General features: G+C 68.5%; 21 protein-coding genes and 1 pseudogene. 14 read left to right on the plus strand and 8 right to left on the minus strand.

Annotated features, from left to right (window positions below):
• Positions 1-16: 16 nt before the first annotated feature.
• From JOE64_RS05605 to JOE64_RS05635, 7 genes are all read left to right on the plus strand, one after another.
• Positions 17-1717: a long-chain-fatty-acid--CoA ligase gene (locus JOE64_RS05605; RefSeq protein ID WP_204963341.1), complete on the plus strand. Its 1701-nt coding sequence runs from the start codon at positions 17-19 to the stop codon at positions 1715-1717.
• 121 nt (positions 1718-1838) lie between these two features.
• The gene (locus JOE64_RS05610) at positions 1839-2795 is read left to right on the plus strand and encodes a polysaccharide deacetylase family protein (RefSeq protein ID WP_204963342.1); all 957 of its coding nucleotides are present in this window, start codon (positions 1839-1841) and stop codon (positions 2793-2795) included.
• A 91-nt stretch (positions 2796-2886) separates the two neighbouring features.
• A complete protein-coding gene (gene dnaE / locus JOE64_RS05615; protein WP_239531975.1) occupies positions 2887-6357 on the plus strand; it encodes a DNA polymerase III subunit alpha in 3471 nt (1156 codons plus the stop codon).
• Positions 6358-6465: 108 nt separating this feature from the next.
• Entirely contained in the window at positions 6466-7467 is a 1002-nt protein-coding gene (locus tag JOE64_RS05620; RefSeq protein ID WP_271202560.1) for a hypothetical protein, read from the plus strand.
• A 30-nt stretch (positions 7468-7497) separates the two neighbouring features.
• Positions 7498-8808 carry a histidinol dehydrogenase gene (hisD, locus tag JOE64_RS05625; RefSeq protein WP_204963344.1) on the plus strand — a complete coding sequence of 437 codons (1311 nt, stop codon included), beginning with the start codon at positions 7498-7500 and terminating at the stop codon, positions 8806-8808.
• A gap of 4 nt (positions 8809-8812) precedes the next feature.
• The gene (gene nrdR, locus JOE64_RS05630) at positions 8813-9286 is read left to right on the plus strand and encodes a transcriptional regulator NrdR (protein ID WP_204963345.1); all 474 of its coding nucleotides are present in this window, start codon (positions 8813-8815) and stop codon (positions 9284-9286) included.
• Between the two features lie 67 nt (positions 9287-9353).
• Complete coding sequence (locus JOE64_RS05635; protein WP_204963346.1) at positions 9354-10388, plus strand: quinone-dependent dihydroorotate dehydrogenase; 1035 nt, start codon at positions 9354-9356, stop codon at positions 10386-10388.
• On the opposite strand, the gene JOE64_RS05640 is transcribed toward JOE64_RS05635, so the two are convergent.
• Positions 10351-11436 (minus strand): hypothetical protein, encoded by a 1086-nt coding sequence (locus tag JOE64_RS05640; RefSeq protein ID WP_204963347.1) that lies wholly within the window; start codon positions 11434-11436, stop codon positions 10351-10353. The two genes, JOE64_RS05635 and JOE64_RS05640, sit on opposite strands and share 38 nt — an antisense overlap.
• 43 nt (positions 11437-11479) lie before the next feature.
• Positions 11480-12040: pseudogene (locus JOE64_RS05645) on the minus strand (DUF3043 domain-containing protein).
• A 65-nt stretch (positions 12041-12105) separates the two neighbouring features.
• Between JOE64_RS05645 and JOE64_RS05650 the strand changes: the two are divergent.
• The 5 genes from JOE64_RS05650 to JOE64_RS05670 all read left to right on the plus strand — a co-directional run bounded on the left by JOE64_RS05650 (position 12106) and on the right by JOE64_RS05670 (position 17248).
• A complete protein-coding gene (locus JOE64_RS05650; RefSeq protein WP_204963348.1) occupies positions 12106-13512 on the plus strand; it encodes a dipeptidase in 1407 nt (468 codons plus the stop codon).
• Between the two features lie 114 nt (positions 13513-13626).
• Positions 13627-14010, plus strand: a complete 384-nt coding sequence (gene erpA, locus JOE64_RS05655) for an iron-sulfur cluster insertion protein ErpA (RefSeq protein ID WP_204963349.1) — start codon at positions 13627-13629, stop codon at positions 14008-14010.
• A 146-nt stretch (positions 14011-14156) separates the two neighbouring features.
• A complete protein-coding gene (gene ctaC, locus JOE64_RS05660) occupies positions 14157-15050 on the plus strand; it encodes an aa3-type cytochrome oxidase subunit II (protein ID WP_204963350.1) in 894 nt (297 codons plus the stop codon).
• Complete coding sequence (ctaD, locus tag JOE64_RS05665; protein WP_204963351.1) at positions 15050-16813, plus strand: aa3-type cytochrome oxidase subunit I; 1764 nt, start codon at positions 15050-15052, stop codon at positions 16811-16813. Before ctaC ends, ctaD begins: the two co-directional genes overlap by 1 nt.
• Positions 16814-17248: a cytochrome c oxidase subunit 4 gene (locus JOE64_RS05670; protein ID WP_204963352.1), complete on the plus strand. Its 435-nt coding sequence runs from the start codon at positions 16814-16816 to the stop codon at positions 17246-17248. It abuts the gene before it with no gap.
• A gap of 317 nt (positions 17249-17565) precedes the next feature.
• On the opposite strand, the gene JOE64_RS05675 is transcribed toward JOE64_RS05670, so the two are convergent.
• The 5 genes from JOE64_RS05675 to ctaE all read right to left on the minus strand — a co-directional run bounded on the left by JOE64_RS05675 (position 17566) and on the right by ctaE (position 22367).
• Positions 17566-17979: a rhodanese-like domain-containing protein gene (locus JOE64_RS05675; RefSeq protein ID WP_204963353.1), complete on the minus strand. Its 414-nt coding sequence runs from the start codon at positions 17977-17979 to the stop codon at positions 17566-17568.
• An 80-nt stretch (positions 17980-18059) separates the two neighbouring features.
• A complete protein-coding gene (gene qcrB, locus JOE64_RS05680; RefSeq protein ID WP_204963354.1) occupies positions 18060-19775 on the minus strand; it encodes a cytochrome bc1 complex cytochrome b subunit in 1716 nt (571 codons plus the stop codon).
• Positions 19772-20851, minus strand: coding sequence for a cytochrome bc1 complex Rieske iron-sulfur subunit (qcrA, locus tag JOE64_RS05685; protein ID WP_204963355.1), 1080 nt, complete (start codon positions 20849-20851; stop codon positions 19772-19774). Before qcrA ends, qcrB begins: the two co-directional genes overlap by 4 nt.
• A gap of 49 nt (positions 20852-20900) precedes the next feature.
• Positions 20901-21701: a cytochrome bc1 complex diheme cytochrome c subunit gene (qcrC, locus tag JOE64_RS05690; RefSeq protein WP_204963356.1), complete on the minus strand. Its 801-nt coding sequence runs from the start codon at positions 21699-21701 to the stop codon at positions 20901-20903.
• 21 nt (positions 21702-21722) lie between these two features.
• Positions 21723-22367: an aa3-type cytochrome oxidase subunit III gene (gene ctaE / locus JOE64_RS05695; RefSeq protein ID WP_204964983.1), complete on the minus strand. Its 645-nt coding sequence runs from the start codon at positions 22365-22367 to the stop codon at positions 21723-21725.
• Between the two features lie 132 nt (positions 22368-22499).
• On the opposite strand from ctaE, the gene trpD reads away from it, so the two are divergent.
• Entirely contained in the window at positions 22500-23561 is a 1062-nt protein-coding gene (gene trpD / locus JOE64_RS05700; protein ID WP_204963357.1) for an anthranilate phosphoribosyltransferase, read from the plus strand.
• Positions 23562-23697: 136 nt separating this feature from the next.
• Positions 23698-24192 (plus strand): aromatic ring-opening dioxygenase LigA, encoded by a 495-nt coding sequence (locus tag JOE64_RS05705; protein WP_204963358.1) that lies wholly within the window; start codon positions 23698-23700, stop codon positions 24190-24192.
• A 132-nt stretch (positions 24193-24324) separates the two neighbouring features.
• Here JOE64_RS05705 and JOE64_RS05710 read toward each other — a convergent pair whose 3' ends face one another.
• Positions 24325-25248: a 5'-3' exonuclease gene (locus JOE64_RS05710; RefSeq protein WP_204963359.1), complete on the minus strand. Its 924-nt coding sequence runs from the start codon at positions 25246-25248 to the stop codon at positions 24325-24327.
• Between the last annotated feature and the right edge of the window lie 18 nt (positions 25249-25266).

Genomic DNA, 25266 nt, shown 5'->3' on the forward strand with positions numbered 1-25266 from the left:
TGCCTAGCCTGGAGGGATGACCGACCTCTCGACCCGGCCGTGGCTCGCCTCGTATGCGGACGGGGTGCCCTCCGACATCGCACCGGTCGACCAGACCCTCGCCGACATGCTCGACGACGCGGTGATTCGCTACCCGAAGCGCCCCGCCCTGGAGTTCTTCGGTGCCGTCACCAGCTACGGCCGGCTCGGCGAGGAGGTGGCCCGCGCTGCGGAGGGGCTCCGCCGACTCGGCGTGCGGCACGGCGACCGGGTCGCGCTGATCCTGCCGAACTGTCCGCAGCACGTGGTGGCGTTCTACGCCGTCCAGCGCCTCGGCGCGATCGTCGTCGAGCACAATCCCCGGTACACGCCGCCCGAGCTCCGGCATCTGTTCGAGGTGCACCATGCCCGCGTGGCCGTGGTCTGGGATGCGGTCGCCGACACGATCGCGGAGTTCCCCTCCGACATCCGTCCGGATCACATCGTGGCCGTGACGATGACCGATGCGATGCCGCGCACGACACGTGCCCTGTTGCGGCTGCCGCTGCCGAAGGCGCGTGCATCGCGCGCCGCTCTGACGACACGCCCCACGGCCAAAGGCATCGTGTCGTGGCCGACGCTCATCGGTGGGCGCCGGGTCTCCCGACGTGTGGAGCGACCGGTCCTCGACGACATCGCCGTGCTGCAGTTCACGAGCGGAACCACCGGTCGACCCAAAGCCGCTGTTCTCACGCATCGCAACCTCCGCTCCAACGCGGCACAGTCCGAGGCATGGGTGCCGGACCTTCGCCGGGGCGAGGAGGTCTTCTACGGCGTCCTCCCGCTCTTCCACGCCTACGGATTGACGCTGTGCCTGACCACCGCGATCTCGATCGGGGCGCGGATCGTGCTGTTTCCGACCTTCGATGTGGGACTCACTCTCACGGCGATGCGGCGCACACCGCCCACGTTCCTCCCCGCGGTGCCGCCGATCTACGACGCGCTCGCGCGGGCGACCGCCCGAGCCGGTATCGACCTCACGAGCCTGCGCAACGCGATCTCAGGCGCGATGTCTCTGCCCGAGGCGACGGTGGAGCGCTGGGAGCAGGCGACCGGAGGCATCCTCGTGGAGGGCTACGGCATGACCGAGTCCTCGCCGATCAGCATCGGCAACCCGATGGGGCCGCTGCGTCGACCGGGGACGGTGGGCGTGCCGTTCCCGAGCACCGAGATCCGCATCGTCGATCCGGACGACCCGTCGCTCGATCGGATGCCCGGTGAGGCGGGCGAACTCCTCGTTCGCGGCCCGCAGGTGTTCCGCGGGTACTGGAACCAGCCCGACGAGACAGCGCGCACCCTGCTGGCGGGAGGATGGCTGCGCACCGGCGACATCGTCGTCGCGGATGCCGACGGCTTCGTCACGGTCGTCGATCGGCTGAAGGAGCTGATCATCACGGGTGGTTTCAACATCAGCCCGAGCGAGGTCGAGAACGCACTGCTGCTCGACCCCGACGTGGTCGACGCCGCGGTCGTGGGGATACCTCGCCCGGACGGGAGCGAGGCGGTCACCGCCGCCGTCGTGCTGAGCGAGGGGGCGACGTTCTCCGCGGACCGTCTGCGCGAGCACGCGCGACAGCACCTGACGGGCTACAAGGTGCCGCGCTCGTTCGAGCAGTTCGACGTGCTGCCGCGCTCCCTCGTCGGCAAGGTGGTTCGCCGCGAGGTGCGCGAAGAGATCGTCCGCCGTCGTCAGGCGTGACAGCGCTGCGATACGGTGCCGCCCGTTCCCGGCGAGGCCATTCGGCATCGCTAGGATGTGGCCGCGGGCGACCGGCGAGACAGATCGGATCGCGGGTCGCGCCATCGACCGGGGGAGAACCATGCGCCACGACGCTGTGGGGCGGCGTGCCGCCCTGCTCGCGCTCGGCGCCGTCGGGCTGACCGCGCTCTCGGCGTGCGCAGCCCGCCCCTCCCGTGCACCGCGCCCGCGAGCGTCGCCCACGTCGATCATCGCCCCGCCACGCCCGAGTGCGTCGACGCAGCCGTCGGGGGCTCCGACCGCCGTTCCGATCCACTCGCCGGCCAGTGCGGGACCGCCGCGGCACCCCGATCCTTCGACGGCTCCGCCCGACCTCGATGCGCTCGCCGCCGGGGTGGCGGGGCGCACCCCGACGGCGTGGGGCACGGATCTGCCGGGCATCCGCCGCACGCTCGACGCCCCATACGACACCGACGGTGCGGCGCGGATCGCCCTCACTTTCGACGCCTGCGGCGGCTCGCGGGGCCGCGGGTACGACTCCGCGCTCATCGAGGGGCTGATGGCGGCACAGGTCCCCGCGACACTGTTCCTGAACTCGCGATGGATCGCCGCGAACACGGCTGTCGCCGCACAGCTCGTCGGGAATCCGCTGTTCTCGATCGGCAACCACGGGACCGCCCATGTGCCTCTGTCGGTGACGGGTCGGGCTGCCTACGACATCCCCGGCACCGGGTCTGCACGGGAGGCGCTGGACGAGGTCTGGGGGAACCACGAGAACCTGCGCCTGCTCATCGGGCGCCCGCCGACGATGTTCCGTGCGGGGACGGCGCACTACGACGACATCGCGGTCGGGCTCGTCCGCGCACTGGGGGAGCAGCCCGTGGGCTTTTCCGTCAACGGCGACGGGGGCGCGACGTACTCGGCGGCGACCGTGCGCTCCGAGGTGGGAACCGCCACGGCGGGTGCGATCGTCCTCGCGCACATGAATCAGCCCTCGTCGGGCACCGCCGCCGGGATGCTCCGCGCGATCGGCGACCTCCGGGCGCGCGGGGTCCGGTTCGTCCACGTGGACGCCTGAGCGAGCCCGCCGCCCTGTCGGATGCCCGCCGTAGACTCGACGGGTGGCATCCGATTCCTTCGTTCATCTGCACGTGCACAGCGAGTACTCGATGCTCGATGGCGCCGCGAAGATCGGCGCGATGACGCAGGCGGCCGCCGACTACGGGATGCCCGCGATCGCCGTCACCGACCACGGCAACACCTTCGCGGCGTTCGAGTTCTACAAGGCCGCAAAGGCCGTCGGCGTGAAGCCCATCATCGGCCTCGAGGCGTACGTCACACCCGGCACGCACCGCAGCGACAAGTCCCGTGTGGCCTGGGGTTCGCCCGACCAGAAGAGCGACGACGTCTCGGGTTCCGGCGCCTACACCCATATGACGCTGTGGAGCCAGTCGACCGAGGGCATGCACAACCTCTTCCGACTGAGCTCGCGATCGAGCATGGAGGGCTACTACTTCAAGCCGCGCATGGACCGCGAGCTGCTGCAGACCTACGGCAAGGGTCTGATCGCGACGACGGGATGCCCGTCGGGCGAGGTCCAGACCCGTCTGCGCCTCGGGCAGTACGACGCGGCGCGCGCGGCGGCGGCGGAGTTCCAGGACATCTTCGGCAAGGAGAACTACTTCGCCGAGATCATGGATCATGGGCTCTCCATCGAGCGTCGTGTCATGACCGACCTGATCCGTCTGTCGAAAGACCTCGACATCCCCCTGGTCGCCACCAACGACTCGCACTACACCCATCAGCACGAGGCCGATGCGCATGAGGCGCTGCTGTGCGTGCAGTCGGGCTCGACGCTCGACGACCCGAACCGGTTCAAGTTCGACGGCGACGGCTACTACATCAAGACCGCAGGCGAGATGCGCCAGCTCTTCCGCGACCACCCGGAGGCCTGCGACAACACCCTGCTCATCGCCGAGCGGTGCGAGGTCGAGTTCAACACGTCGGCCAACTACATGCCGCGCTTCCCGGTTCCCGACGGCGAGACCGAGGACAGCTGGCTGATCAAAGAGGTCGAGAACGGACTGCAGTACCGGTACCCCGGCGGCATCCCCGACAAGGTCCGCGCTCAGGCCGAGTACGAGACCGGCATCATCCTGCAGATGGGGTTTCCGGGGTACTTCCTCGTCGTCGCCGACTTCATCAACTGGGCCAAGAACAACGGCATCCGGGTGGGACCGGGGCGCGGCTCGGGGGCCGGCTCGATGGTCGCCTACGCGATGCGCATCACCGATCTCGACCCGCTCGAGCACGGCCTGATCTTCGAGCGCTTCCTCAACCCCGACCGCGTCTCGATGCCCGACTTCGACGTCGACTTCGACGACCGTCGCCGCGGCGAGGTGATCGAGTACGTCACCGAGAAGTACGGGTCGGAGCGCGTCGCGCAGATCGTCACCTACGGCACGATCAAGTCGAAGCAGGCGCTGAAAGATGCCGGTCGCGTGCTCGGCTTCCCGTTCAGCATGGGGGAGCGGCTGACCAAGGCGATGCCGCCGGCGGTCATGGGCAAGGACATGGAGCTCGGCGGCATGTTCGACCCCGAGCACAAACGGTACAAAGAGGCGAGCGAGTTCCGTGCGCTGATCGAGAGCGACCCGGACGCGAAGACCGTGTTCGACCGCGCGCTCGGTCTCGAAGGCCTGAAGCGCCAATGGGGCGTGCACGCCGCCGGTGTCATCATGTCGAGCGCCCCGCTGCTGGACATCATCCCGATCATGCGCCGTGAGCAGGACGGCCAGATCGTCACGCAGTTCGACTATCCGTCGTGCGAGACGCTCGGTCTGATCAAGATGGACTTCCTGGGGCTGCGCAACCTCACGATCATCTCGGACGCCCTCGAGAACATCCGGATGAACCGGGGCGAAGAGCTCGACCTCGAACACCTGCCGCTCGATGACCGTCCCGCGTACGACCTGCTCACGCGCGGCGACACTCTGGGGGTGTTCCAGCTCGACGGCGGCCCGATGCGCGCGCTGCTGCGGCTCATGAAGCCCGACAACTTCGAGGACATCTCGGCCGTCATCGCGCTCTACCGCCCCGGCCCCATGGGCGCGAACTCGCACACGAACTACGCGCTCCGCAAGAACGGGCTGCAGCCGATCACCCCGATCCACCCCGAGCTCGAAGAGCCCCTCAAAGAGATCCTCTCGACGACCTACGGCCTGATCATCTATCAGGAGCAGGTCATGGCGATCGCTCAGAAGGTCGCCGGGTTCTCGCTCGGCCAGGCCGACATCCTGCGCCGCGCGATGGGCAAGAAGAAGAAATCGGAGCTCGACAAGCAGTACGAGGGCTTCTCGGGCGGTATGAAGGAACGCGGATTCGGCGAGGACGCGATCCAGGCGCTCTGGGACATCCTGCTCCCCTTCTCGGACTACGCGTTCAACAAGGCGCACTCCGCCGCATACGGTCTGGTCTCGTACTGGACGGCGTACCTCAAGGAGCACTATCCCGCCGAGTACATGGCGGCGCTGCTGACGAGCGTCGGCGACTCGAAGGACAAGATGGCGGTCTACCTCAACGAGTGCCGTCGCATGGGCATCAAGGTCCTTCCTCCGGATGTCGGCGAGTCCATCCGGTTCTTCGCCGCCGTCGGGGAGGACATCCGCTTCGGGCTCGGTGCCGTCCGCAACGTCGGTGCCAACGTCGTCGACGGCATCGTCGCAGCCCGCGAGGACGGGGCATACGCGTCCTTCCACGACTTCCTCGACAAAGCGCCGATGCACGTCGCCAACAAGCGCACGGTCGAATCCCTCATCAAGGCGGGGGCGTTCGACTCGATGGGTGACACGCGCCGTGCCCTCATGGAGATCCACGAGGACGCCGTCGAGGCGGCTGTCGATCGCAAGCGCAACGAGGCGCAGGGTGCGATCGGCTTCGATTTCGACAGCCTCTACGACGCTGCGGAGGAGGCGGTGCCGGCCAAGGTGCCGGCTCGTCCGGAGTGGACGAAGAAGGACAAGCTGGCCTTCGAACGCGAGATGCTCGGGCTCTACGTGTCGGACCATCCTCTGGCGGGCCTCGAGATCCCGCTCGCCAAGCACGCGTCCACGTCGATCCACGATCTGCTCTCCGATGAGGCCGTGGACGACGGCGACATCGTGACGGTCGCGGGGCTCGTCACCAGCGTGCAGCACCGTGTCGCCAAGCAGAGCGGCAACCCCTACGGCATGATCACGGTCGAGGACTTCAACGGCGAGGTCACCGTGATGTTCATGGGCAAGACCTACACGGAGTTCCAATCGCTGCTCGTCGCCGACAGCATCCTCGTTGTCCGCGGGCGGGTGTCGCGGCGCGACGACGGGCTCAATCTGCACGGTCAGTCGGCGTTCGTGCCGGATCTCGGTTCGATGGATGCCTCCGGCCCGCTCGTTCTGCTCATGCCCGAGCACCGCGCCACCGAGACCACGGTGGGCGAGCTCGCGCGGGTCTTCGAACGTCATCCCGGCGAGACGGAGATCACTCTGAAGCTCCACAAGGGCGGTGTCGCCAAGGTTTTCGATGTCCCCGCCCGGGTGGGTGTCTCCGTCGACCTGTACGGCGAGCTGAAGGGCCTGCTCGGGCCGCAGTGCCTCGGCTGAGTCCGAGGCGCGCCCGCCGCGACGATCGGTGCGGCGGATGCCCGAGAGCGCCAAGGCTCGACGGGTAAGATCTCACACGACCAGACCGTCGCGGAAGGACCGATCATCGTGACCGACGAGAAGTACGCCCCCGAGTCCGCAGAGACTCCCCAGGACTCCGCTGCGGTGACGTCCGTTCCCGAGGAGACCCCGGACCCCGATGTGACGTTCGCATCCGTCGCGAACGCCTTCGCGGCCGCCACCGACGGCCCGGATGGTGTCGATCAGAGTGCCCCGCCGCAGTACGGCGTGGGTCCGTTCTCCGTCCGCGAAGTCGCGCTCGGCGGGGTCTGGGTCGTCGCGTTCATCGTCTCGTTCTTCCCCATCTTCGGCGAGCTCGTCGGGAGCCGCACGGTGTGGAGCGGGGGCATCGACTGGGTGCTCACCATCGGCACTCCGACCGTGGCGGTGTTCCTGCTGCTCCTGCGTCGCCTCTCCCCTCAGGGCATCCGGCGCGTCGGCTCGCTCGGCATCGATCAGTTCGCCTCGGTCGCGTTCTCGGTGTCCGCCATCATCTGGCTCGGCATCCTCTGGTCGGCGTTCGTGTCGCTCGCGGGGCAGAGGCTGTTCGTGGCGACCTGGGTCGTGTGGGTCGAGTTCATCCTCATGCTCGCCGGCGTGCTGCTGACAGTGTTCGCGCCCCTGTTCCCCACGATCGGCGAGGACTTCCGCCACCGTCCCGAGGTCGTCGCACACCGCTTCGCCAGCCCCGCGCGCCCCGTCGTCGCGCGCCCTGTGACCGAGCGCCCGACGCACGCCGCCGCGCCCGCTGCGACCGCGCCGACCGAGGGCGAGCCGTCGAGCTCGGTGTCGGACGAGACCGTCGCCTTCTCGCCGCAGGACACCGCCGCTGTCGCCGAGGTGATCAGCGCGCCGCCCGCGTCGCAGGCGTTCTGGGCGCTCGCCCCCGTCGACCGCGCGGTCGTCGACGACGCAGGCCAGCCGCTCTTCACGATCGGTCCCACCGCATGGGCGCTGGTCATCGAGGACCGCGGCGACAGCTTCGTGGTGCGTCACGAGGACGGCCGCATCGGCTACCTCACCGACGTCTCCGGTGTGACGCGCGGCTGATCGCCGACGCCGTAGCGCTAGCCTGGACGGATGCTCCGCACGATCGATCTCCGCGGCCGTGACCTCACGACCGCCGAGCTGCTCGCCTCCGTTCCACGCGCCCAGGCGGCGCGCTCCCAGGCGTTGAGCGCCGCGGCCGACATCGTCTCCGATGTCCAGCATCGTGGTGAGGAGGCCCTGCGCGAGCAGGCCGATCGTTTCGACGCCGTGACGGGACACGAGATCCGTGTGCCCGCAGAGCACTTCGACGAGGCGCTCGAACGTCTCGACCCTGGTGTGCGGGCCGCGCTCGATGAAGCGATCCGTCGCGTGCGGATCGCGTCGGCCGCCCAGGTGCCGCCGCCGTCCACGACCGAGCTCGGTCCCGGCGCGCGCGTCGAACAGCGGTGGCAGCCGGTCCGGCGCGCCGGGGTGTACGTGCCGGGCGGCAAAGCGGTCTACCCGTCGAGCGTCGTGATGAACGTCGTGCCCGCACAGGTCGCGGGCGTCGGCGAGGTCGCGCTCGCGTCACCGCCGCAGGCCGAGTTCGGCGGTCGTGTGCACCCCGACATCCTCGCCGCCGCGAAGCTCCTCGGCGTCACCGAGGTGTACGCCATGGGGGGTGCGGGGGCCGTCGGCGCCTACGCCTTCGGCGTCGAGAGCATCGGACTGGAACCGGTGGACGTCGTCACCGGGCCGGGGAACAACTTCGTCGCCGCCGCCAAGCGTGCCGTCGCTGGCGTCGTCGGCACGGACTCCGAGGCCGGCGCGACCGAGATTCTGATCGTCGCCGACGACGCCGCCGACGCCGCTCTGGTCGCCGTCGACCTCATCAGCCAGGCGGAGCACGACGAACAGGCATCCGCGGTGCTCGTCACGCCGTCCGAGGATCTCGCCCGCGCGACCCGGGCCGAGGTGGAGCGTCGGGTCGTGGCCACCCGCAACGGCGCCCGTGCCGCCGTGGCGCTCGACGGCGCCCAATCGGCGATCGTCCTGGTCGACGATCTCGCCGCCGCGACGGCGTTCAGCAACGCCTACGCCCCCGAGCACCTCGAGCTGCACCTGCGCGATCCTCACCCGGAGGAGTTCGTGAACGCCGGTGCCGTCTTCGTCGGCGCGTTCTCGCCGGTGAGTCTCGGCGACTACCTCGCGGGCAGCAATCACGTGCTGCCGACGGGAGGCCAGGCGCGGTATGCCTCGGGATTGTCCGCGTCGACGTTCCTGCGACCGCAGCAGGTCATCGCGTACGACCGTGCCGCGCTCGAGGCCGTCCACGACGACATCGTGGCTCTCGCCGTCGCCGAAGCGCTGCCCGCGCACGGTGAGGCCGTCACGGCGCGCTTCGCCGGAACGGAGCACTGAGACCGTGCACTGCCCGTTCTGCCGTCACGCCGACTCGCGCGTGATCGACTCGCGCACGAGCGACGACGGCTTGAGCATCCGGCGCCGCCGCCAGTGCCCGCAGTGCGGTGGACGCTTCACGACGATCGAGACGGCGAGCCTGAACGTCATCAAGCGATCCGGAGTCATCGAGCCGTTCAGCCGCGAGAAGGTCATGTCGGGCGTCCGCAAAGCGTGCCAGGGGCGGCCGGTGACCGAGGCCGACCTCGCCGTCCTGGCGCAGGTGGTGGAGGAGGCGGTGCGGCAGACCGGTGCCTCGCAGATCGACACCAACGAGATCGGTCTCACGATCCTGGGCCCGCTGCGTGATCTGGACGAGGTCGCCTACCTGCGCTTCGCGAGCGTCTATCAGGCGTTCGACTCCCTCGAGGACTTCGAGGCGTCCATCGCTCAGCTGCGCGCGGATCACGAGGCGGCGGCGCGCGGCGAGGCCGGCTGACCCCGCGTCTTTTCTCCGGGGCGGTGCGTCGTCGGAGGTGCTGGCGATCCCTCTAGGCTGAGGGGCGATGTATCCGCTCATCTTCCGCACCGTCTTCGCGCGCATGGACCCCGAGACGGCGCACCACCTCGTCATCCCCGTCATCCGCCTCTTCGGCGTCTGGCCGGTCGCGCCCGTCGTCCGGGCATTGACCCGGCCGGATCCGCGCCTGCGGACGCGGGCGCTCGGCCTGGAGTTCGATTCGCCCTTCGGTGTCGCCGCCGGGTTCGACAAGAATGCCGTCATGAGCGAGGGGCTCTATGCGCTGGGCTTCGGTCACTCCGAGATCGGCACCGTGACGGCGATCGCCCAGGACGGGAACCCGAAGCCGCGCCTCTACCGGCTGATCGAGGACCGTGGGCTGATCAACCGCATGGGGTTCAACAACGCGGGAGCCGCGGCGGCGGCGGCGCGACTCGCGCGATCGGGGAGGCGCCGGCGGCGCGCGATCCTCGGCGCCAACATCGGCAAGAGCCGCGTGGTCGATGTCGCGGAGGCGACCGCGGACTACGTCACGAGCACGCGTCAGGTCGCGCCGGTCGCCGACTACCTCGTCGTGAACGTCTCGTCGCCCAACACACCAGGCCTGCGCGGCCTGCAGGCCGTCGAGACCCTGCGGCCCCTGCTCGAAGCGGTGCGCGACGCCGCCGGATCCACGCCGTTGCTGGTCAAGATCGCTCCCGACCTGCCCGACGACGAGATCGAGGCGATAGCCCGACTCGCGGTCGACGCGGGGCTGTCCGGCATCGTCGCGACCAACACGACGATCGCGCGCGAGCCGCTCTCGACCGACGCAGAGAAGGTTGCTGCGATGGGGGCCGGTGGCCTGTCCGGCGCCCCGTTGCGCGCACGGTCGCTCGCCGTGCTGCGCACGGTCCGCGCGGTGGTCCCGGCCGACTTCTGCGTCATCTCCGCAGGCGGTGTGGAGACCGCCGCCGACGTGCAGGAGCGGTTGGATGCCGGTGCCGACCTCGTCCAGGGATACACGGGCTTCATCTATCGCGGTCCGCTCTGGGCGCGGCAGATCAACCGCGGTCTGAGCGCGCGTCTCCGCCGGGCCTAGTCGGCGCCGTGCTCTCCTTCGGTTCCGCCGTGGCGTGATCCGGGCGCCGGAAGCGAACGACGCCGCGCCGCTCGCTGCGGACGAGGCCCGCGTTCTCGAGGGCACGGTTCATCGTCGCTGTCAGCGCCGGTAGCTCGGAGGACGCGCCGCCGTCCTGGCGCAGCATCCCGACGAGGAAGACCTCGTGGCGGTGCGCCGTGTGCAGTTCGACCCGTGCCGTATCGCCCCCGTCCCGCCAGACGAAAGCGACGAGGGCCGACAGCGGGAGTGTCCGGGTATCCGGCGGCTCGGCACCGAGGGCCCGCGGATCGCTCATCTGCACGTCGAGCGCGCCGTGCTTCCAGCCCAGCGACAGTTGCACCCGGTGGACGCGCACGACCGCTCGCACGAGCGCGGAGAGCGGCAGCGCGACGACGATCCCGAGCACCAGGATCAGGAGCAGAGGGGCGAGACGAGTCACCCATCGCTCGCCCGCGACGAGCAGGACCACGATCGCCGCACCGCCCGTCACGACCGCACCGAGGATGAGCGCGCTGAGGCGTCCCGTCGTCATCCGGGCGGCGAGGACGGTGAGCCGTGGGTAGGCCGGGTCGTCGCCCCACGTGAGATGCGGCATCGTCGCCGCGCGCCGGGCCGCCGTGCGCTGCGTGCGGTCGGTCACCCGGCCGAGCAGTGTCAGCAGAACCCAGCCGCAGGCCGGCGGGATGGCCAACGCCGCGGCGGAGAGAGGTCCCCGCAGCGCCGCGGGCAGGTCGGCCAGCGAGCGCAACAGGGGATCGATGCTCACGAGCACCGCGACCGCGAGCGCGCCGAGACCCAGGTGGATCAGCCAGGCGCGTCCGCCGGCGACGTCGTCGAGGGCGTTCACGACGGCGAACGCGAGCGCCCATCCGCCGGTCAGTGCCGACAGGAATGCCGGGAAGTCCGCTCCCGCGCCGGACGCGCCGAGGGCGGACGCGACGCCGACGAGGGCGATGCCTGCCGCCGCCGGGGCTCCGACGAACCGGACCCGCATGCGCCTCGCGAAGGTGCGATCGGAATCGCTCATCACGAGGTCACCGGCGCGAGCGGGTCTCGGTCGATAGAAGGATTCAGGCGGGGCGCTGGCCGCGCTTGACCTGGGGCTTCGGCAGGCGCATGAACCGCATCTGCACGGTGCGCATCGCGGCGTACCAGCCGAGACCCTTCTCGGTGCGGTCGCCGAATGTCGCCTTGGCGCGCTTCTTCGCGTTGTGGCTCGTGATGATCATGTCGCCGACGACGACGAGAATGTACAGCCAGAGGGCCACGAAGGCGAAGTACACGATGCTCTGGTTCTGCACGAGGCTGACCAGGATGACGACGAGCATGAGCGGCATGAGCAGCTCTCCCGCGTGTCAGCCGGAGTCCACCAGGTCGCGCACGAACTTGCGCTGCGGTCCCTTGTCGCGCGCCGGAAGATACCGCTCGTCGCCGTTGGCCATGCCGACGCGGGCCTTCTCGCGCTGCGCGGCCAGCTCGGCCTTCGCGCGGGCGCGTGCCTCCTTGGTGTCGGCGACGAGCGGGCGCTTGCGCGCCGCCTCCTGCTCGGCGCGGGACGGCGTCGGACGGTGCTTGCCCGGCCCGGTCGGCGCGTCGGGAGTGGTGTCGGCTGCTGCGGAGTTCTTGGCCACGGGGTGGGTCCTCGATATCTGGACGAGAGAGGGAGCGCGAAAGGCGCCGTCCTAAGATTACCCGCATGACCTCTGAGCTGTCCCGATCCGCATCCGTTCGAGAAGCCGCGATCGGGGGAGTGCCGGCTGCGCTGGCCGACCTCGGCCGCCTCGTGCGCATTCCGTCGGTCGCGTTCGCCGGGTTCGATCGCGCCGAGGTGGAACGCAGTGCGGCCGCGGTGAAGTCGCTGCTGGACGACCTCGCGTTCTTCGACCGGGTCGAGGTGCGGACGGCGACGATCCCCGAGACCGGGGTGGAGGGGATGCCCGCGGTCCTGGCATCCCGTGCGGCACGCAACGGACGCCCGACGATCCTTCTCTACGCGCACCACGACGTCCAGCCCGTCGGCGACGAGGACCTCTGGGACACCGCTCCCTTCGAGCCCACCGTGCAGGGCGGTCGTCTGTACGGACGTGGCGCAGCCGACGACAAGGCCGGCGTGATGGCCCACGTGGGTGCGCTCCGAGCTCTCGTCGCCGCGCTCGGCGACGACATCGATCTCGGTGTCAACGTCTTCATCGAGGGCGAAGAAGAGGCGGGGTCGGCATCGTTCGCCGCCTTCCTGCACGAGAACGCCGATGCGCTGCGCGCCGATGTCATCGTGGTGGCGGACTCGGGCAACTGGGATGCCGCGACGCCGGCGCTCACGGTCTCGTTGCGCGGGAACGCCCGCTTCACGCTGGGTGTGCGCACCCTCGCGCACGCGTCTCACTCCGGCATGTTCGGCGGTGCCGTGCCGGACGCGATGCTCGCCACCGTGAAGCTCCTGGGCACGCTGTGGGACGACGACGGCGCGGTCGCCGTCGCGGGACTCGCCGAGCGGGATGCCGCGACACCCGAGTACACCGAGGAGACGCTCCGCGACGAAGCGGGCCTGCCTGAGGGCGTTCGGCCGATCGGGCGGGGGACGATCCTCAGCCGGATCTGGAACAAGCCGTCGATCACCGTGACCGGGATCGACTTCCCGACCGTTCGGAACGCCTCGAACACGCTCACGCCGGAGCTCTCCGCCGTGCTCAGTGTGCGGGTCGCGCCGGGGCAGAGCGGGCGCGACGCCTACGACGCGATCGCCGCCCACCTGCGCGCGCACGCTCCGTTCGGCGCGGAGCTCACGTTCTCCGACGTCGAGGTGGGCGACCCGTTCTTGGCGGATACGAGCGGCACGGCGGCCGCCCACGCGCGCGCCGCCCTCGCCGAGGGGTACGGGACGACGCCGGTGGACATCGGGATCGGCGGATCCATCCCGTTCATCGCCGACCTCGTCGGCCAGTTCCCCGCCGCTCAGATCCTCGTGACGGGCGTCGAAGACCCCCACGCCCGCGCCCACAGCCCGGGGGAGTCGCTGCACCTGGACACCTTCCGACACGCGCTGGTGTCCGAGGCGCTGCTTCTCGAGCGGCTCGACCGCGAAGGCCTCGGCACAGCCGACTGAGCACGATGCGCAGGTCGGAGGGATACGCGCAGTACCGGCCCTCCTGTGCGCCGGCGTCGTAGAATCGTGGCATCCAGCCGGATGACACCGGCCCGACTCTCCGGGGAGAACGCCATGACCGACACCGCCCTCACGACTGCCGACGCCGACGCCCAGGCCGCCGACGCGAAGGCCCACGGCGTGGGACTCACCGACGCCGCCGCCGCGAAGGTCAAGAGCCTGCTCGAGCAGGAGGGACGCGATGACCTGCGCCTGCGCGTCGCCGTGCAGCCGGGCGGATGCTCGGGCCTGATCTATCAGCTCTACTTCGACGAGCGCTTCCTCGACGGCGACCAGGCTGTCGACTTCGACGGCGTCGAGGTCATCGTCGACGACATGTCGGTGCCCTATCTCGACGGCGCGACGATCGACTTCAAGGACACGATCTCGGAGCAGGGATTCACGATCGACAACCCCAACGCAGCGGGCAGCTGCGCGTGCGGCGACAGCTTCCACTGAGCACCCGCACGCTCCCCGATCCGACCGGATCAGCGGGCGAAAACCCCTCCGTCGGTGGGGGACATCCTGGGCGGATGGCCTGAATCGCGTGGGAGGTTGCCCTAGACTGAACGGTGTTCGACCTTCATGACTCCGAAAGGTGCCCCGTGCGCGTCACACGCCGCCTCCGGCTCGCCGCCATCCCCCTCGGGATCGCTGCCGCGATCACCCTCGCGGGCTGCACGCCAAGCCAGCTGAACGGATTCCTCCCCGGCTTCACCGAGGACGGCACCCAGGCCACCAACCACACCTCGATGGTCTCGGGACTGTGGGTGAACTCCTGGATCGTGCTCCTCGTCGTCGGGATCATCACGTGGGCACTCATGGGTTGGGCGGCGATCGCCTACCGTCGCCGCAAGGGCCAGACCGGTCTTCCGGTCCAGCTGCGGTACAACATGCCGATCGAGATCTTCTACACGATCGTCCCGCTGATCCTGGTGCTGGGCTTCTTCGCCTTCACCGCCCGCGATCAGACGGCGCTCGAGACGCAGTACGACGAGCCCGACGTGTGCATCACCGCGATCGGCAAGCAGTGGGCGTGGGACTTCCAGTACGCGCAGCAGGACTGCGACGATGCGAGCAACGCCGTGTGGACCATGGGCGTCCAGGCGCAGACCGATGCCCAGGGCAACATCACCAGCGAGCTGCCCACGCTGTACCTGCCGGTCGACAAGAAGGTGAAGATCAAGCTCACCTCGCGTGACGTGATCCACTCGTTCTGGATCGTGGACTTCCTCTACAAGAAGGACATGTACATCGGCAAGGACAACTACTGGTCCTTCACTCCGACCCGTGTCGGCGAGTACAACGGCCGCTGCGCAGAGCTGTGCGGTCAGTACCACTCGATGATGCTGTTCAACGTCAAGGTCGTCGAGCAGCCCGAGTACGACGCATACGTCGAGAGTCTGCGCGATCGCAAGCAGACGGGTGACATCAACGAGGCGTACAACCGCCTGCAGAACCTGGCCGGAACCGGCGCTACGTCCGAGGGAGAACACTGATGGCGACGACGCTTCCTCTTCAGGGTGAGGCTCCGCACCGCCCGTCCACGCTGCCGCCGCGGCAGGCTGCTCTGCTGAGCACGTCGCGCGTCGAGCAGAAGGGCAACATCCTCGTCCGGTGGATCACCTCCACCGACCACAAGACGATCGGGTACATGTACCTGATCGCCTCGGTGATCTTCTTCCTGCTCGGCGGCGTGATGGCTTTGATCATCCGTGCCGAGCTGTTCGAGCCGGGCATGCAGATCCTTCCGACGAAGGATCAGTACAACCAGCTGTTCACGATGCACGGCACGATCATGCTGCTGATGTTCGCGACTCCGCTGTTCGCCGGCTTCGCCAACGCGATCCTGCCCCTTCAGATCGGTGCGCCCGACGTGGCGTTCCCGCGTCTGAACGCTTTCGCGCTGTGGCTGTTCATCTTCGGGTCGATCATCGCGATCGCCGGATTCCTCACGCCGCAGGGTGCCGCCGCGTTCGGCTGGTTCGCGTATCAGCCTCTGGCCGGCGCGAGCTTCTCGCCCGGCGCGGGTGGAAACCTCTGGATGCTGGGACTCGGCATGTCCGGTTTCGGCACCATCCTCGGCGCGGTGAACTTCATCACGACGATCATCACGATGCGTGCGCCCGGCATGACGATGTGGCGCATGCCGATCTTCTCGTGGAACACGCTCGTCACGAGCATCCTGATCCTGATGGCGTTCCCCGTTCTCGCGGCCGCCATCCTCGCCGCCGCAGCCGACCGCGTGCTCGGTGCCCACATCTACGACCCGGCCAACGGTGGCGTGCTTCTCTGGCAGCACCTCTTCTGGTTCTTCGGACACCCCGAGGTCTACATCATCGCGCTGCCGTTCTTCGGCATCGTCTCCGAGATCCTCCCGGTGTTCAGCCGGAAGCCGATCTTCGGATACAAGACCCTCGTCTACGCGACGATCGCGATCGCCGCACTCTCGGTGTCGGTCTGGGCGCACCACATGTACGTGACGGGTGCGGTTCTGCTGCCGTTCTTCTCGCTCATGACGATGCTGATCGCCGTTCCGACCGGTGTGAAGATCTTCAACTGGATCGGCACGATGTGGCGGGGGTCGGTGACCTTCGAGACACCGATGCTGTTCACGCTCGGCTTCCTGGTGTCGTTCGTCTTCGGTGGTCTGACCGGTGTCATCCTCGCGTCGCCGCCGCTCGACTTCCACCTGTCGGACTCGTACTTCGTCGTCGCGCACTTCCACTACGTCGTGTTCGGCACGGTCGTGTTCGCCATGTTCGCGGGCTTCTACTTCTGGTGGCCCAAGTGGACGGGGCGCATGCTCAACGAGCGTCTCGGCGTCGTGCACTTCTGGCTGCTGTTCATCGGCTTCCACATGACCTTCCTGATCCAGCACTGGCTGGGTGTCGAGGGCATGGTCCGCCGGTATGCCGACTACTCGGGTGCGGACGGCTTCACCTGGCAGAACCAGGTGTCGACGATCGGCGCGATGATCCTCGGCGCATCGATGATCCCGTTCTTCCTGAACGTCTGGATCACGTCGCGCAAGGCGCCCAAGGTCACCGTCAACGACCCGTGGGGCTACGGCGGTTCGCTCGAGTGGGCCACCAGCTGCCCGCCGCCGCGTCACAACTTCACGTCGATCCCGCGTATCCGCAGCGAGCGCCCCGCCTTCGACCTCAACCACCCCGAGGCGGCTGTGCCCGTCGGCGTGGGCCCGGCGAAGGATGCCCCCGACGCCCCCGTCGTCGACCTGGCCGATGGAGAGGTCAAGTAAGTGAAGACCAACATCAATCTCTGGTGGATCCTGTCGGCGTTCTTCCTGCTGATCACGGGCGTCTACACCGGCTGGAACATCATCGAGCACTCCGGTCGCCCGTGGTACCACGCGATCGAGTGGGTCGGCACCGTCGCCCTGCTGTTCACGGTGTTCATGTCGCTGATGATCGGCTTCTACGTCGACCGCGTGCACCGCGCGCAGGGCGGCGAGCTTCCCGAGGACTCGCTGACGGCCGACATCGATGACGCCGATCCCGAGATCGGTGAGTTCAGCCCGTGGTCGTGGTGGCCGCTGGTGCTGGCGTTCTCCGCCTCGCTCAGCATTCTCGGCCTCGCCGTCGGCACCTTCATGCTGCCGATCGGGCTCGCTGTCTTCGTCGTCGCGATCGTCGGCTGGGTCTACGAGTACTACCGGGGCTACTTCGCCCGCTGAGCCCCACGTCGTTCAGAACCGGCGGCCTCCCTGCAGACACTGTTCTGCGCGGAGGCCGCCGTTTCGTGTGAGGTGGATCAGCGTCCGTAGCGCTGCGCGTCGGCATCCATCCCACCCGTCGGACGCTCCGTGCCTGCTCGGGTAACGCCCCTGACGGCGATCAGGCGCCCTCAGACGAGCTCCGCGGAAACAGTGGGGCAATCACCCACACTGGGTCATTACCACACTGCAGGGGCGCCGAGCTCATCCCGCGTCGGCAGCTCATCCCTGGCGCCTCGCTCGTCGAACGGCGTGCGAGGACATCGCGTCCACGCTCGTCAGCTCGCCGGGCGCACCACCGAGACCAGAGGGTCGACGACCCGGGGGAGGGGACCGTCGGCGGTCTCCACGGGGAAGCCCTCGCGCGCCCAGTACTCGAAGCCTCCGATCATCTCGCGCACGACGAACCCGAGCCGTGCGAACTCGATCGCTCCCTTCGCGCCGGCGTTGCACCCGGGACTCCAGCAGTACACGACGACGGGGACACGGGGATCGAGCTCACGGGCGCGCGCGGCGATCTCCCGGTAGGGCATATGAACGGCGCCACGGGCGTACCCGTGGGCCCAGGCGTCGCCGCTGCGCACGTCGATTAGCGTGAGGGCGTCACCGGCCTTCTGCGCGGCGTAGACGTCGGCAGGGTCGGTCTCGTGAGTGAGCTTGGCGGAGAAGTAGTCGAACGCAGAAGAGGTCATGCGCAGAAACGTACGGGAACCACGAAGCGGCGAGGAGGACCGGAACGGTCACTCCTCGCCGCTGGGCTGCCAGAGTCGGCTCAGCTCTTGTCGCCCGCGTCGTCGCGCTTCTCGGCGGATTCGATCTCGGCCTGCCTCTCGTGGGCCTCGTGCTCGACCGCGTGGTGAGCGTGGGCCTCGGCGGCGTCGATCTCGGCCTGTGTGACCGGAACGAGACGATCCTCGAAGAACCAGCGCGAGAGCGAGGAACGGAGGTTCTCGTGCCACGGGATGCGGCCCTGGTCGTTGGGGCGCACGACGAGAGGCTCGAAGGTGCCGTAGTCGACGAGCTTCACGCGCTCGTAGGCATCCACCGGCTGGTGGACCTCGATGTACTCGCCGCCCGGAAGGCGCACGATGCGACCCGACTCGTAGCCGTGCAGAGCGATCTCGCGATCCTTCTTCTGCAGTGCGAGGGCGATGCGCTTCGTGATGAAGTAGCCGACGACGGGGCCGATGATCAGCAGCGCCTGGAGCGCGTGGATCACGCCCTCCATGGTGAGGTGGAAGTGCGTCGCGATGATGTCGGACGAGGCCGCGGCCCAGAGCATCGCGTAGAAGATGACGCCGGCCACACCGATCGCGGTGCGCGTCGGAGCGTGGCGCGGACGCTGAGCGATGTGGTGCTCGCGCTTGTCGCCCGTGATCCATGCCTCGATGAAGGGGTAGATGAGCACCAAGACGATGAAGATCCCGATGATCCCGAGCGGCAGGAGGATGTTGAACGACCAGGTGCGGTCCCAGAGGACGAACTCGAGGTGCGGCGGTACGAGACGCAGGGCGCCGTCGGCGAAGCCGATGTACCAGTCGGGCTGCGTACCTGCTGAGACGGGGGAGGGGTCGTACGGTCCGTAGTTCCAGATCGGGTTGATCGTGAACAGTGAGGCGATCAGCACGATCACGCCGAACGTGATGAAGAAGAAACCGCCCATCTTCGACATGTAGACCGGCATCATCGGGAAGCCGACGACGTTGCTGTTCGTGCGGCCGGGGCCGGCGAACTGCGTGTGCTTGTTCACGATCATGAGCATGAGGTGAACCGCGAGCAGCGCGATCAGGATGGCCGGCAGCAGCAGGATGTGCAGCGTGTACAGGCGACCGACGATCTGGGTTCCGGGGAACTCGCCGCCGAAGAGCAGGAACGACGTCCACGTGCCGATGAGCGGGATGCCCTTGACCATGCCGTCGATGATTCGCAGGCCGTTGCCCGAGAGCAGGTCGTCGGGGAGCGAGTAGCCCGTGAAGCCCTCGGCCATGGCCAGGATGAACAGGATGAAGCCGATCACCCAGTTGAGCTCGCGCGGCTTGCGGAACGCGCCCGTGAAGAACACGCGGAGCATGTGCACGCCGATGCCGGCGACGAACACGAGCGCAGCCCAGTGGTGGATCTGACGCACGAGGAGGCCGCCGCGGATGTCGAACGACAGGCGCAGGGCGGAATCCATCGCGGCGGACATCTCCACGCCGCGCAGGGGCAGGTAGGCGCCGTTGTAATGCGTCTCGACCATGGAGGCCTGGAAGAAGAACGTCAGGAACGTGCCCGACAGCAGCACGGCGACGAAGCTCCACAGGGCGATCTCACCCAGCATGAACGACCAGTGGTCGGGGAAGATCTTGCGCCCGAGCTCCCGCACGAGGCCGGAGATGCTCGTGCGCTCGTCGAGGTAGTTCGCCGCGCCGGCGACGAAACGTCCGCCGAGGGGCTTCTCTGCGTCCGCCTTGGTGGCGGGTGTCTCAGTGACGGTCGCGGTGCTCAATGACGCTCCCAGAAGCTCGGGCCGACGGGTTCATGGAAGTCGCTCTGCGCGACCAGGTAGCCTTCTGCGTCCACCGTGATCGGCAGCTGCGGCAGCGGGCGGGCGGCGGGGCCGAAGATGACCTCCGCCGAGCGCGACACGTCGAACTGCGACTGGTGGCAGGGGCACAGCAGGTGGTGCGTCTGCTGCTCGTACAGTGCCACGGGGCATCCGACGTGGGTGCAGACCTTCGAGTACGCGACGATGCCGTCGTACGACCACTCGAGCTTGTTGTGCTCGGCGGGCAGCTGCTCGGGGAGCAGGCGCATCAGCAGCACGATGGCCTTCGCCTTCTCCTCGAGGTAGCCGTCGTGGTGGCTGACGTCGGCGAGCGACGCCGGGATGACGTGCACGGCCGAGCCGAGGGTCAGGTCTGCGGCCCGGATGGGCTCACCGGACGGGTCGTGGGCGAGGCGCTCGCCCTTCTTCCACATGGTGTGGCTGAGGAGGGCCACCGGGTCGCCGGCGATCGGGTTCTCGGGGGAGCTCTCCGGGGCGAGGCCGCGGAAGAGCGTGATGCCGGGAAGGATGGATGCCACGAGCGCGGCGATGAGCGAACCACGGATGGCGGTGCGGCGTCCGAAGCCGGACTCGTCATTCGCGGCCCGGAAGACCTCGACGGCGCCCTCGCGGGTCGTGTCACGACCGCGGGTCGCATGACGCGGCTCGATGAACTCCTTGTCGCTCATCACGGCCTTCGACCAGTGGATCGCGCCGATGCCCAGGGCGAACAGGGCGAGGGCGATACCGAGGCCGACGAACAGGTTGTTGTGCCGGATGTCGATGAGCGAGCCGCTCTCGATCGGGAACAGCATGTAAGCGGCGATCGCCCAGATGCTCCCGGCCAGCGAGAGGTAGAAGAGGGTGTAGACCGTGCGGACCGCGCGCTTCATGGCGGCGGGGTCCTTGTCGGTGATGCGCTCCCGGTGCGGCGGCAGGCCGGGGTTCTGCACGGGGTCGGGGACGGCGACGGCGAGCCCGGGAGAGGGCTTCCATGATGCCCTCTCGTGCTCGAGAGCGTCTTCCTCGTGTGCCATGGTTGTTCCGTTCGCTACGTCAGTGCCGTCGTTGTCCACAAATGCCCGATCAGTTCGACTTCGCCGTGATCCACACGGTGAGGCCGATCAGGCTGCCGATGCCGAAGATCCAGATGAACAGACCTTCGGACACGGGGCCGAGAGATCCGAGCGAGAGTCCGCCGGGGGAGTCGTTCTGCTGCAGGAACAGCAGCGCCGAGATGATGTCGCGCTTCTCGTCCTGCGTGAGTGTCATGTCGTTGAAGACGGGCATGTTCTGCGGGCCGGTGGCCATCGCCGCGTACATGTGCAGGGCGCTCGTGCTGGTCAGAGCCGGAGCGTACTTGCCCTCGGTGAGCGCGCCGCCGGCGCCGGCGACGTTGTGGCACATGGCGCAGTTGATGCGGAACAGCTCGGCTCCGTTGGCGACGTCGCCCTTGCCGTCGAGCACGCTCTTGCTCGGGAAGGCGGGGCCGGGGGAGGTCGACTGCACCCAGGACGAGATCGCGAGGATCTGGTCCTCGGTGAACTGCACGGGCTTCTGCGGCGCCTGGGGGCCCTGCATCTGCAGGGGCATGCGACCGGTCGACACCTGGAACTCGACGGCGACCTCGCCGACGCCGTACAGCGACGGGCCGTCGGCCGTTCCTTCGAGGTTCAGACCGTGACAGGTGGCGCAGTTGGCCTGGAACAGCTTCTTGCCGTCCTCGGCCGTGAGCGCGGTGGTCGCCGTCGTGGGTTCGGTGGCGGCCATCGCGGTCGAGGCGCCGGCGTAGACGCCACCGGTGACGAGGAGTCCGATGCCGATGAGGGCGGCGGCAGCCCAACGGCTGCGGCGGCCGGTCTTCTGACGCGGGGTCTTCGAGGACATAGAGGGAGTCAGCTCCGCTTCTTACTTGACGACGTAGATGACGAAGAACAGGACGATCCAGACGACGTCCACGAAGTGCCAGTAGTACGACACGACGATGGCGGAGGTCATCTCCTTGCGTCCGAAGTTCTTCACGGCGAAGGCGCGACCGATCACCAGGAGGAACGCGATGAGGCCACCCGTGACGTGGATGGCGTGGAAGCCCGTGGTGATGTAGAACGCGGACGCGTACGAGTTCGCGCTGATCGGCATGCCCTCGGCGATGAGGGTCGCGTACTCCCACACCTGGCCCGAGACGAACACCGCTCCCATGAGGAAGGTGAGGAAGAACCACTCGACCATGCCCCACTGCCGGAACTGCCAGAACGATCCCTTGCGGTACGGCTGGAAGCGCTCGGCGGCGAAGACGCCGGCCTGGGCGGTGAACGACGAGAGCACCAGGATGACGGTGTTGACGGCTGCGAACGGAACGTTCAGATCCTTGGTCGCCTCGGCCCACAGATCGGGCGAAGAGTTGCGCAGCGTGAAGTAGATCGCGAACAGGCCAGCGAAGAACATGACCTCGCTGCCCAGCCACACGATGGTGCCCACAGCCACCGGATCCGGGCGCTTCACGGATCGCAAGGCTTGGGAATAGGTCGCTGGAGTCGTCGTCACGCTCCCCATTATGGCGGATTCGGCGTCCAGTTTTCGCATCCCTGAAGGTGTCATCGAACAGGACCGGACTTTCGGAGGCATGCGTGCGCGCTCTGAACCGCCCGCGAGTGTCCTGTCAGTCTGCCGATAGGATCGGCTCTCGTGGCGGACCTCTACTCATGGCCGGAGATTCTGACGGCTGTCCTCGATCGTCGTGACCTCAGCGTGTCGGAATCCACCTGGGCGATGCGGCAGGTGATGGCGGGCGCAGCGACGCCGGCGCAGCTGGGCGGATTCCTGTTGGCGCTGCGGGCCAAAGGCGAGACCGTGGACGAGATCGTCGGCTTCCGCGACGCGATCCTCGAAGCGGCTCTGCCTCTCCCCGTCCCTGCGGAGGTGCTCGACATCGTGGGCACCGGCGGCGATCGCTTCGGCACCGTCAACATCTCGACGATGTCCGCCGTCGTGGCGGCGGCCACCGGCATCCCGGTGGTCAAGCACGGCAACCGTGCGGCGAGTTCCGCCTCGGGTTCCTCCGACGTGCTGAGCGCGCTCGGCATCGACCTCACCCTTCCTCCGGAGCGTGTCTCGGAGGTGCTCGGCGAAGTCGGGATCACCTTCGCGTTCGCCTCCGCCTTCCACCCCGGCTTCCGTCACGCGGGACCGGCGCGCACCGAGCTGGGCGTTCCGACGGTCTTCAACTTCCTCGGCCCGCTCTGCAACCCCGCCCGCGCGGAAGCGAACGCGGTCGGCGTCGCGAACCTCGACCGCGTGCCGCTGATCACCGGCGTCTTCCAGACGCGCGGAGCGACCGCGCTCGTCTTCCGCGGCGACGACGGGCTCGACGAATTGACCACGACCGGTCACAGCCGTCTCTGGGAGATCAGCCGCGGAGACGTCCACGAGCACGATCTCGACCCCCGCGACCTCGGCATCCCGCTCGCCGACATCGACGACCTGCTCGGCGGCGACGCGGCGCACAACGCGGCGATCGTCCGGCGGGTCTTCGACGCCGAGCCGGGCCCTGTGCGCGACATCGTGCTGTTGAATGCCGCGGCGGGGATCGTCTCGTACGAGCTGTTCCGCGACGCCGCCCAGGTGCAGCGACCGATCGTCGAGCGTCTCGCCGACGCGGTGCAGCGCGCAGGCACGGCGATCGACGACGGCGCCGCAGCGGGAGTGCTCGATCGGTGGGTGGAGGCGACGCAGCGCCCGTCGGTGTGATCCGGCGAGGATTATTCTGCTGAATGGGTTTTCCCCGGCGAACGACTCTGTTCGACTCTCGGCCTCGCCGTTACGGTGAAGGAAGCAGACACGCACCACACCCCGATCGTCTGCACGACTGAGAGGACATCCCCCCATGTCAGAACACACCGCCGCCACGGTCGACACGATCGAGCCCCCGCAGAAGAAGGTCGGATTCGTCAAGGTCGCCGGAATCCTCGGCATCCTCGGCGGCATCGCCCTGATCGTCGTCGGGGTCGTCGTGTGGGTCGCCGTGTCGACGCAGCTGCGCGCGGAGAACATCACCGTTCCCGATGACGCGATCGCCTTCCAGGGGCAGACCGTCGACGGGCCGTTCACGGCCTACGTGCAGGCCGACATCATCCAGCACCACGCGATGAAGGCATCCGGCGGCAAGACCTATGCCGAACTCGACAAGGACGACCCGGTGCGTGCCACGGTGATGAACGCGTCGTTCCTGCGCGCCTCGCTGTTCACCTCGGTGGTCTCCTACGGCGTCGCCACGTTCGCGATCGGCGTCGGCATCCTGTCCATCCTCTTCGGCACGGCCCTCGCCCGGCTGGCCGCGGTTCCGGTCATCGTCCGTCGCTCGAGCGTCACGAGGTCCTGACGCCGCTGCTGCTCCACGCACCGAACGGGCTCGCGCGCGATGCGGGCCCGTTCGGTGTGTCATAGGCCCTCGCACGAGACGGGGCGGTTCGCGTGACGCCCTGCGGTCTGACCGAGCGAGAGGGCGCGGACGTCAGCGCGCGGCGGCGGACGCCACCGCGGCGACGGCGCGATCCAGTGACGCCCCCAGACCCCAGGTCGTGGCGAGAGCATCGACAGCCCCGGCATCCGGAATGCGCAGCCGGGCATCGACGGGGGGAAGATCGAGCGTGCGGACCACCTCGACCACCCGGGGAGCGACCGCGAGGTAGTCCGCGGCGGCGAGGATCTTCGCGCGGACCCCGGCGGTCATGCCGGAGCCGGACTGGGCGGTCGAGCGGATGCCCGCGAGGTCGCCGTGAGCGGCGAGCAGCGCGGCGGCGGTCTTCTCGCCGACGCCCGCGACCCCCGGCAGCCCATCGGAGGCATCGCCCCGGAGAACGGCGAAATCGGCGTACTGGCTCGGAAGCACCCGGTACTTCGCGGTGACAGCGGCATCGTCGAGCACCTCGAGGTTGCTCATGCCGCGCCCGGTGTAGATCACGCGGATGCCGCGGGCATCGTCGACGAGCTGGAACAGATCTCGGTCGCCGGTGACGACGTCGACGGCCAGCGAGGACTGCGACGCGAGACTGGCGATGACATCGTCGGCCTCGTGCTCCGCGGCGCCGACGACCGGGATCCCGAGTGCGCCCAGTGCCTCGCGGATGATCGGGACCTGTGCGTCCAGTGCGTCGGGAACCTCTTCGACGTCGGGACCGGTCGGTACCGTCTCGACGACGCGGTGCGCTTTGTAGCTCGGGATCAGATCGACGCGCCACTGCGGGCGCCAGTTGTCGTCCCAGCAGGCGACGAGATGCGTCGGCTCGTACGCCGACACCAGCTTCGCGATCATGTCGAGCAGCCCACGCACCGCGTTCACCGGCCGTCCGTCGGGTGAACGCACCGTGTCGGGGACGCCGTAGAACGCCCGGAAGTACAGGCTCGCGGTGTCGAGCAGCATGAGACGATCGGTCACGGCATCATCCTGGCATGC

The organism is Microbacterium dextranolyticum, from assembly GCF_016907295.1.
GTDB lineage: Bacteria > Actinomycetota > Actinomycetes > Actinomycetales > Microbacteriaceae > Microbacterium > Microbacterium dextranolyticum.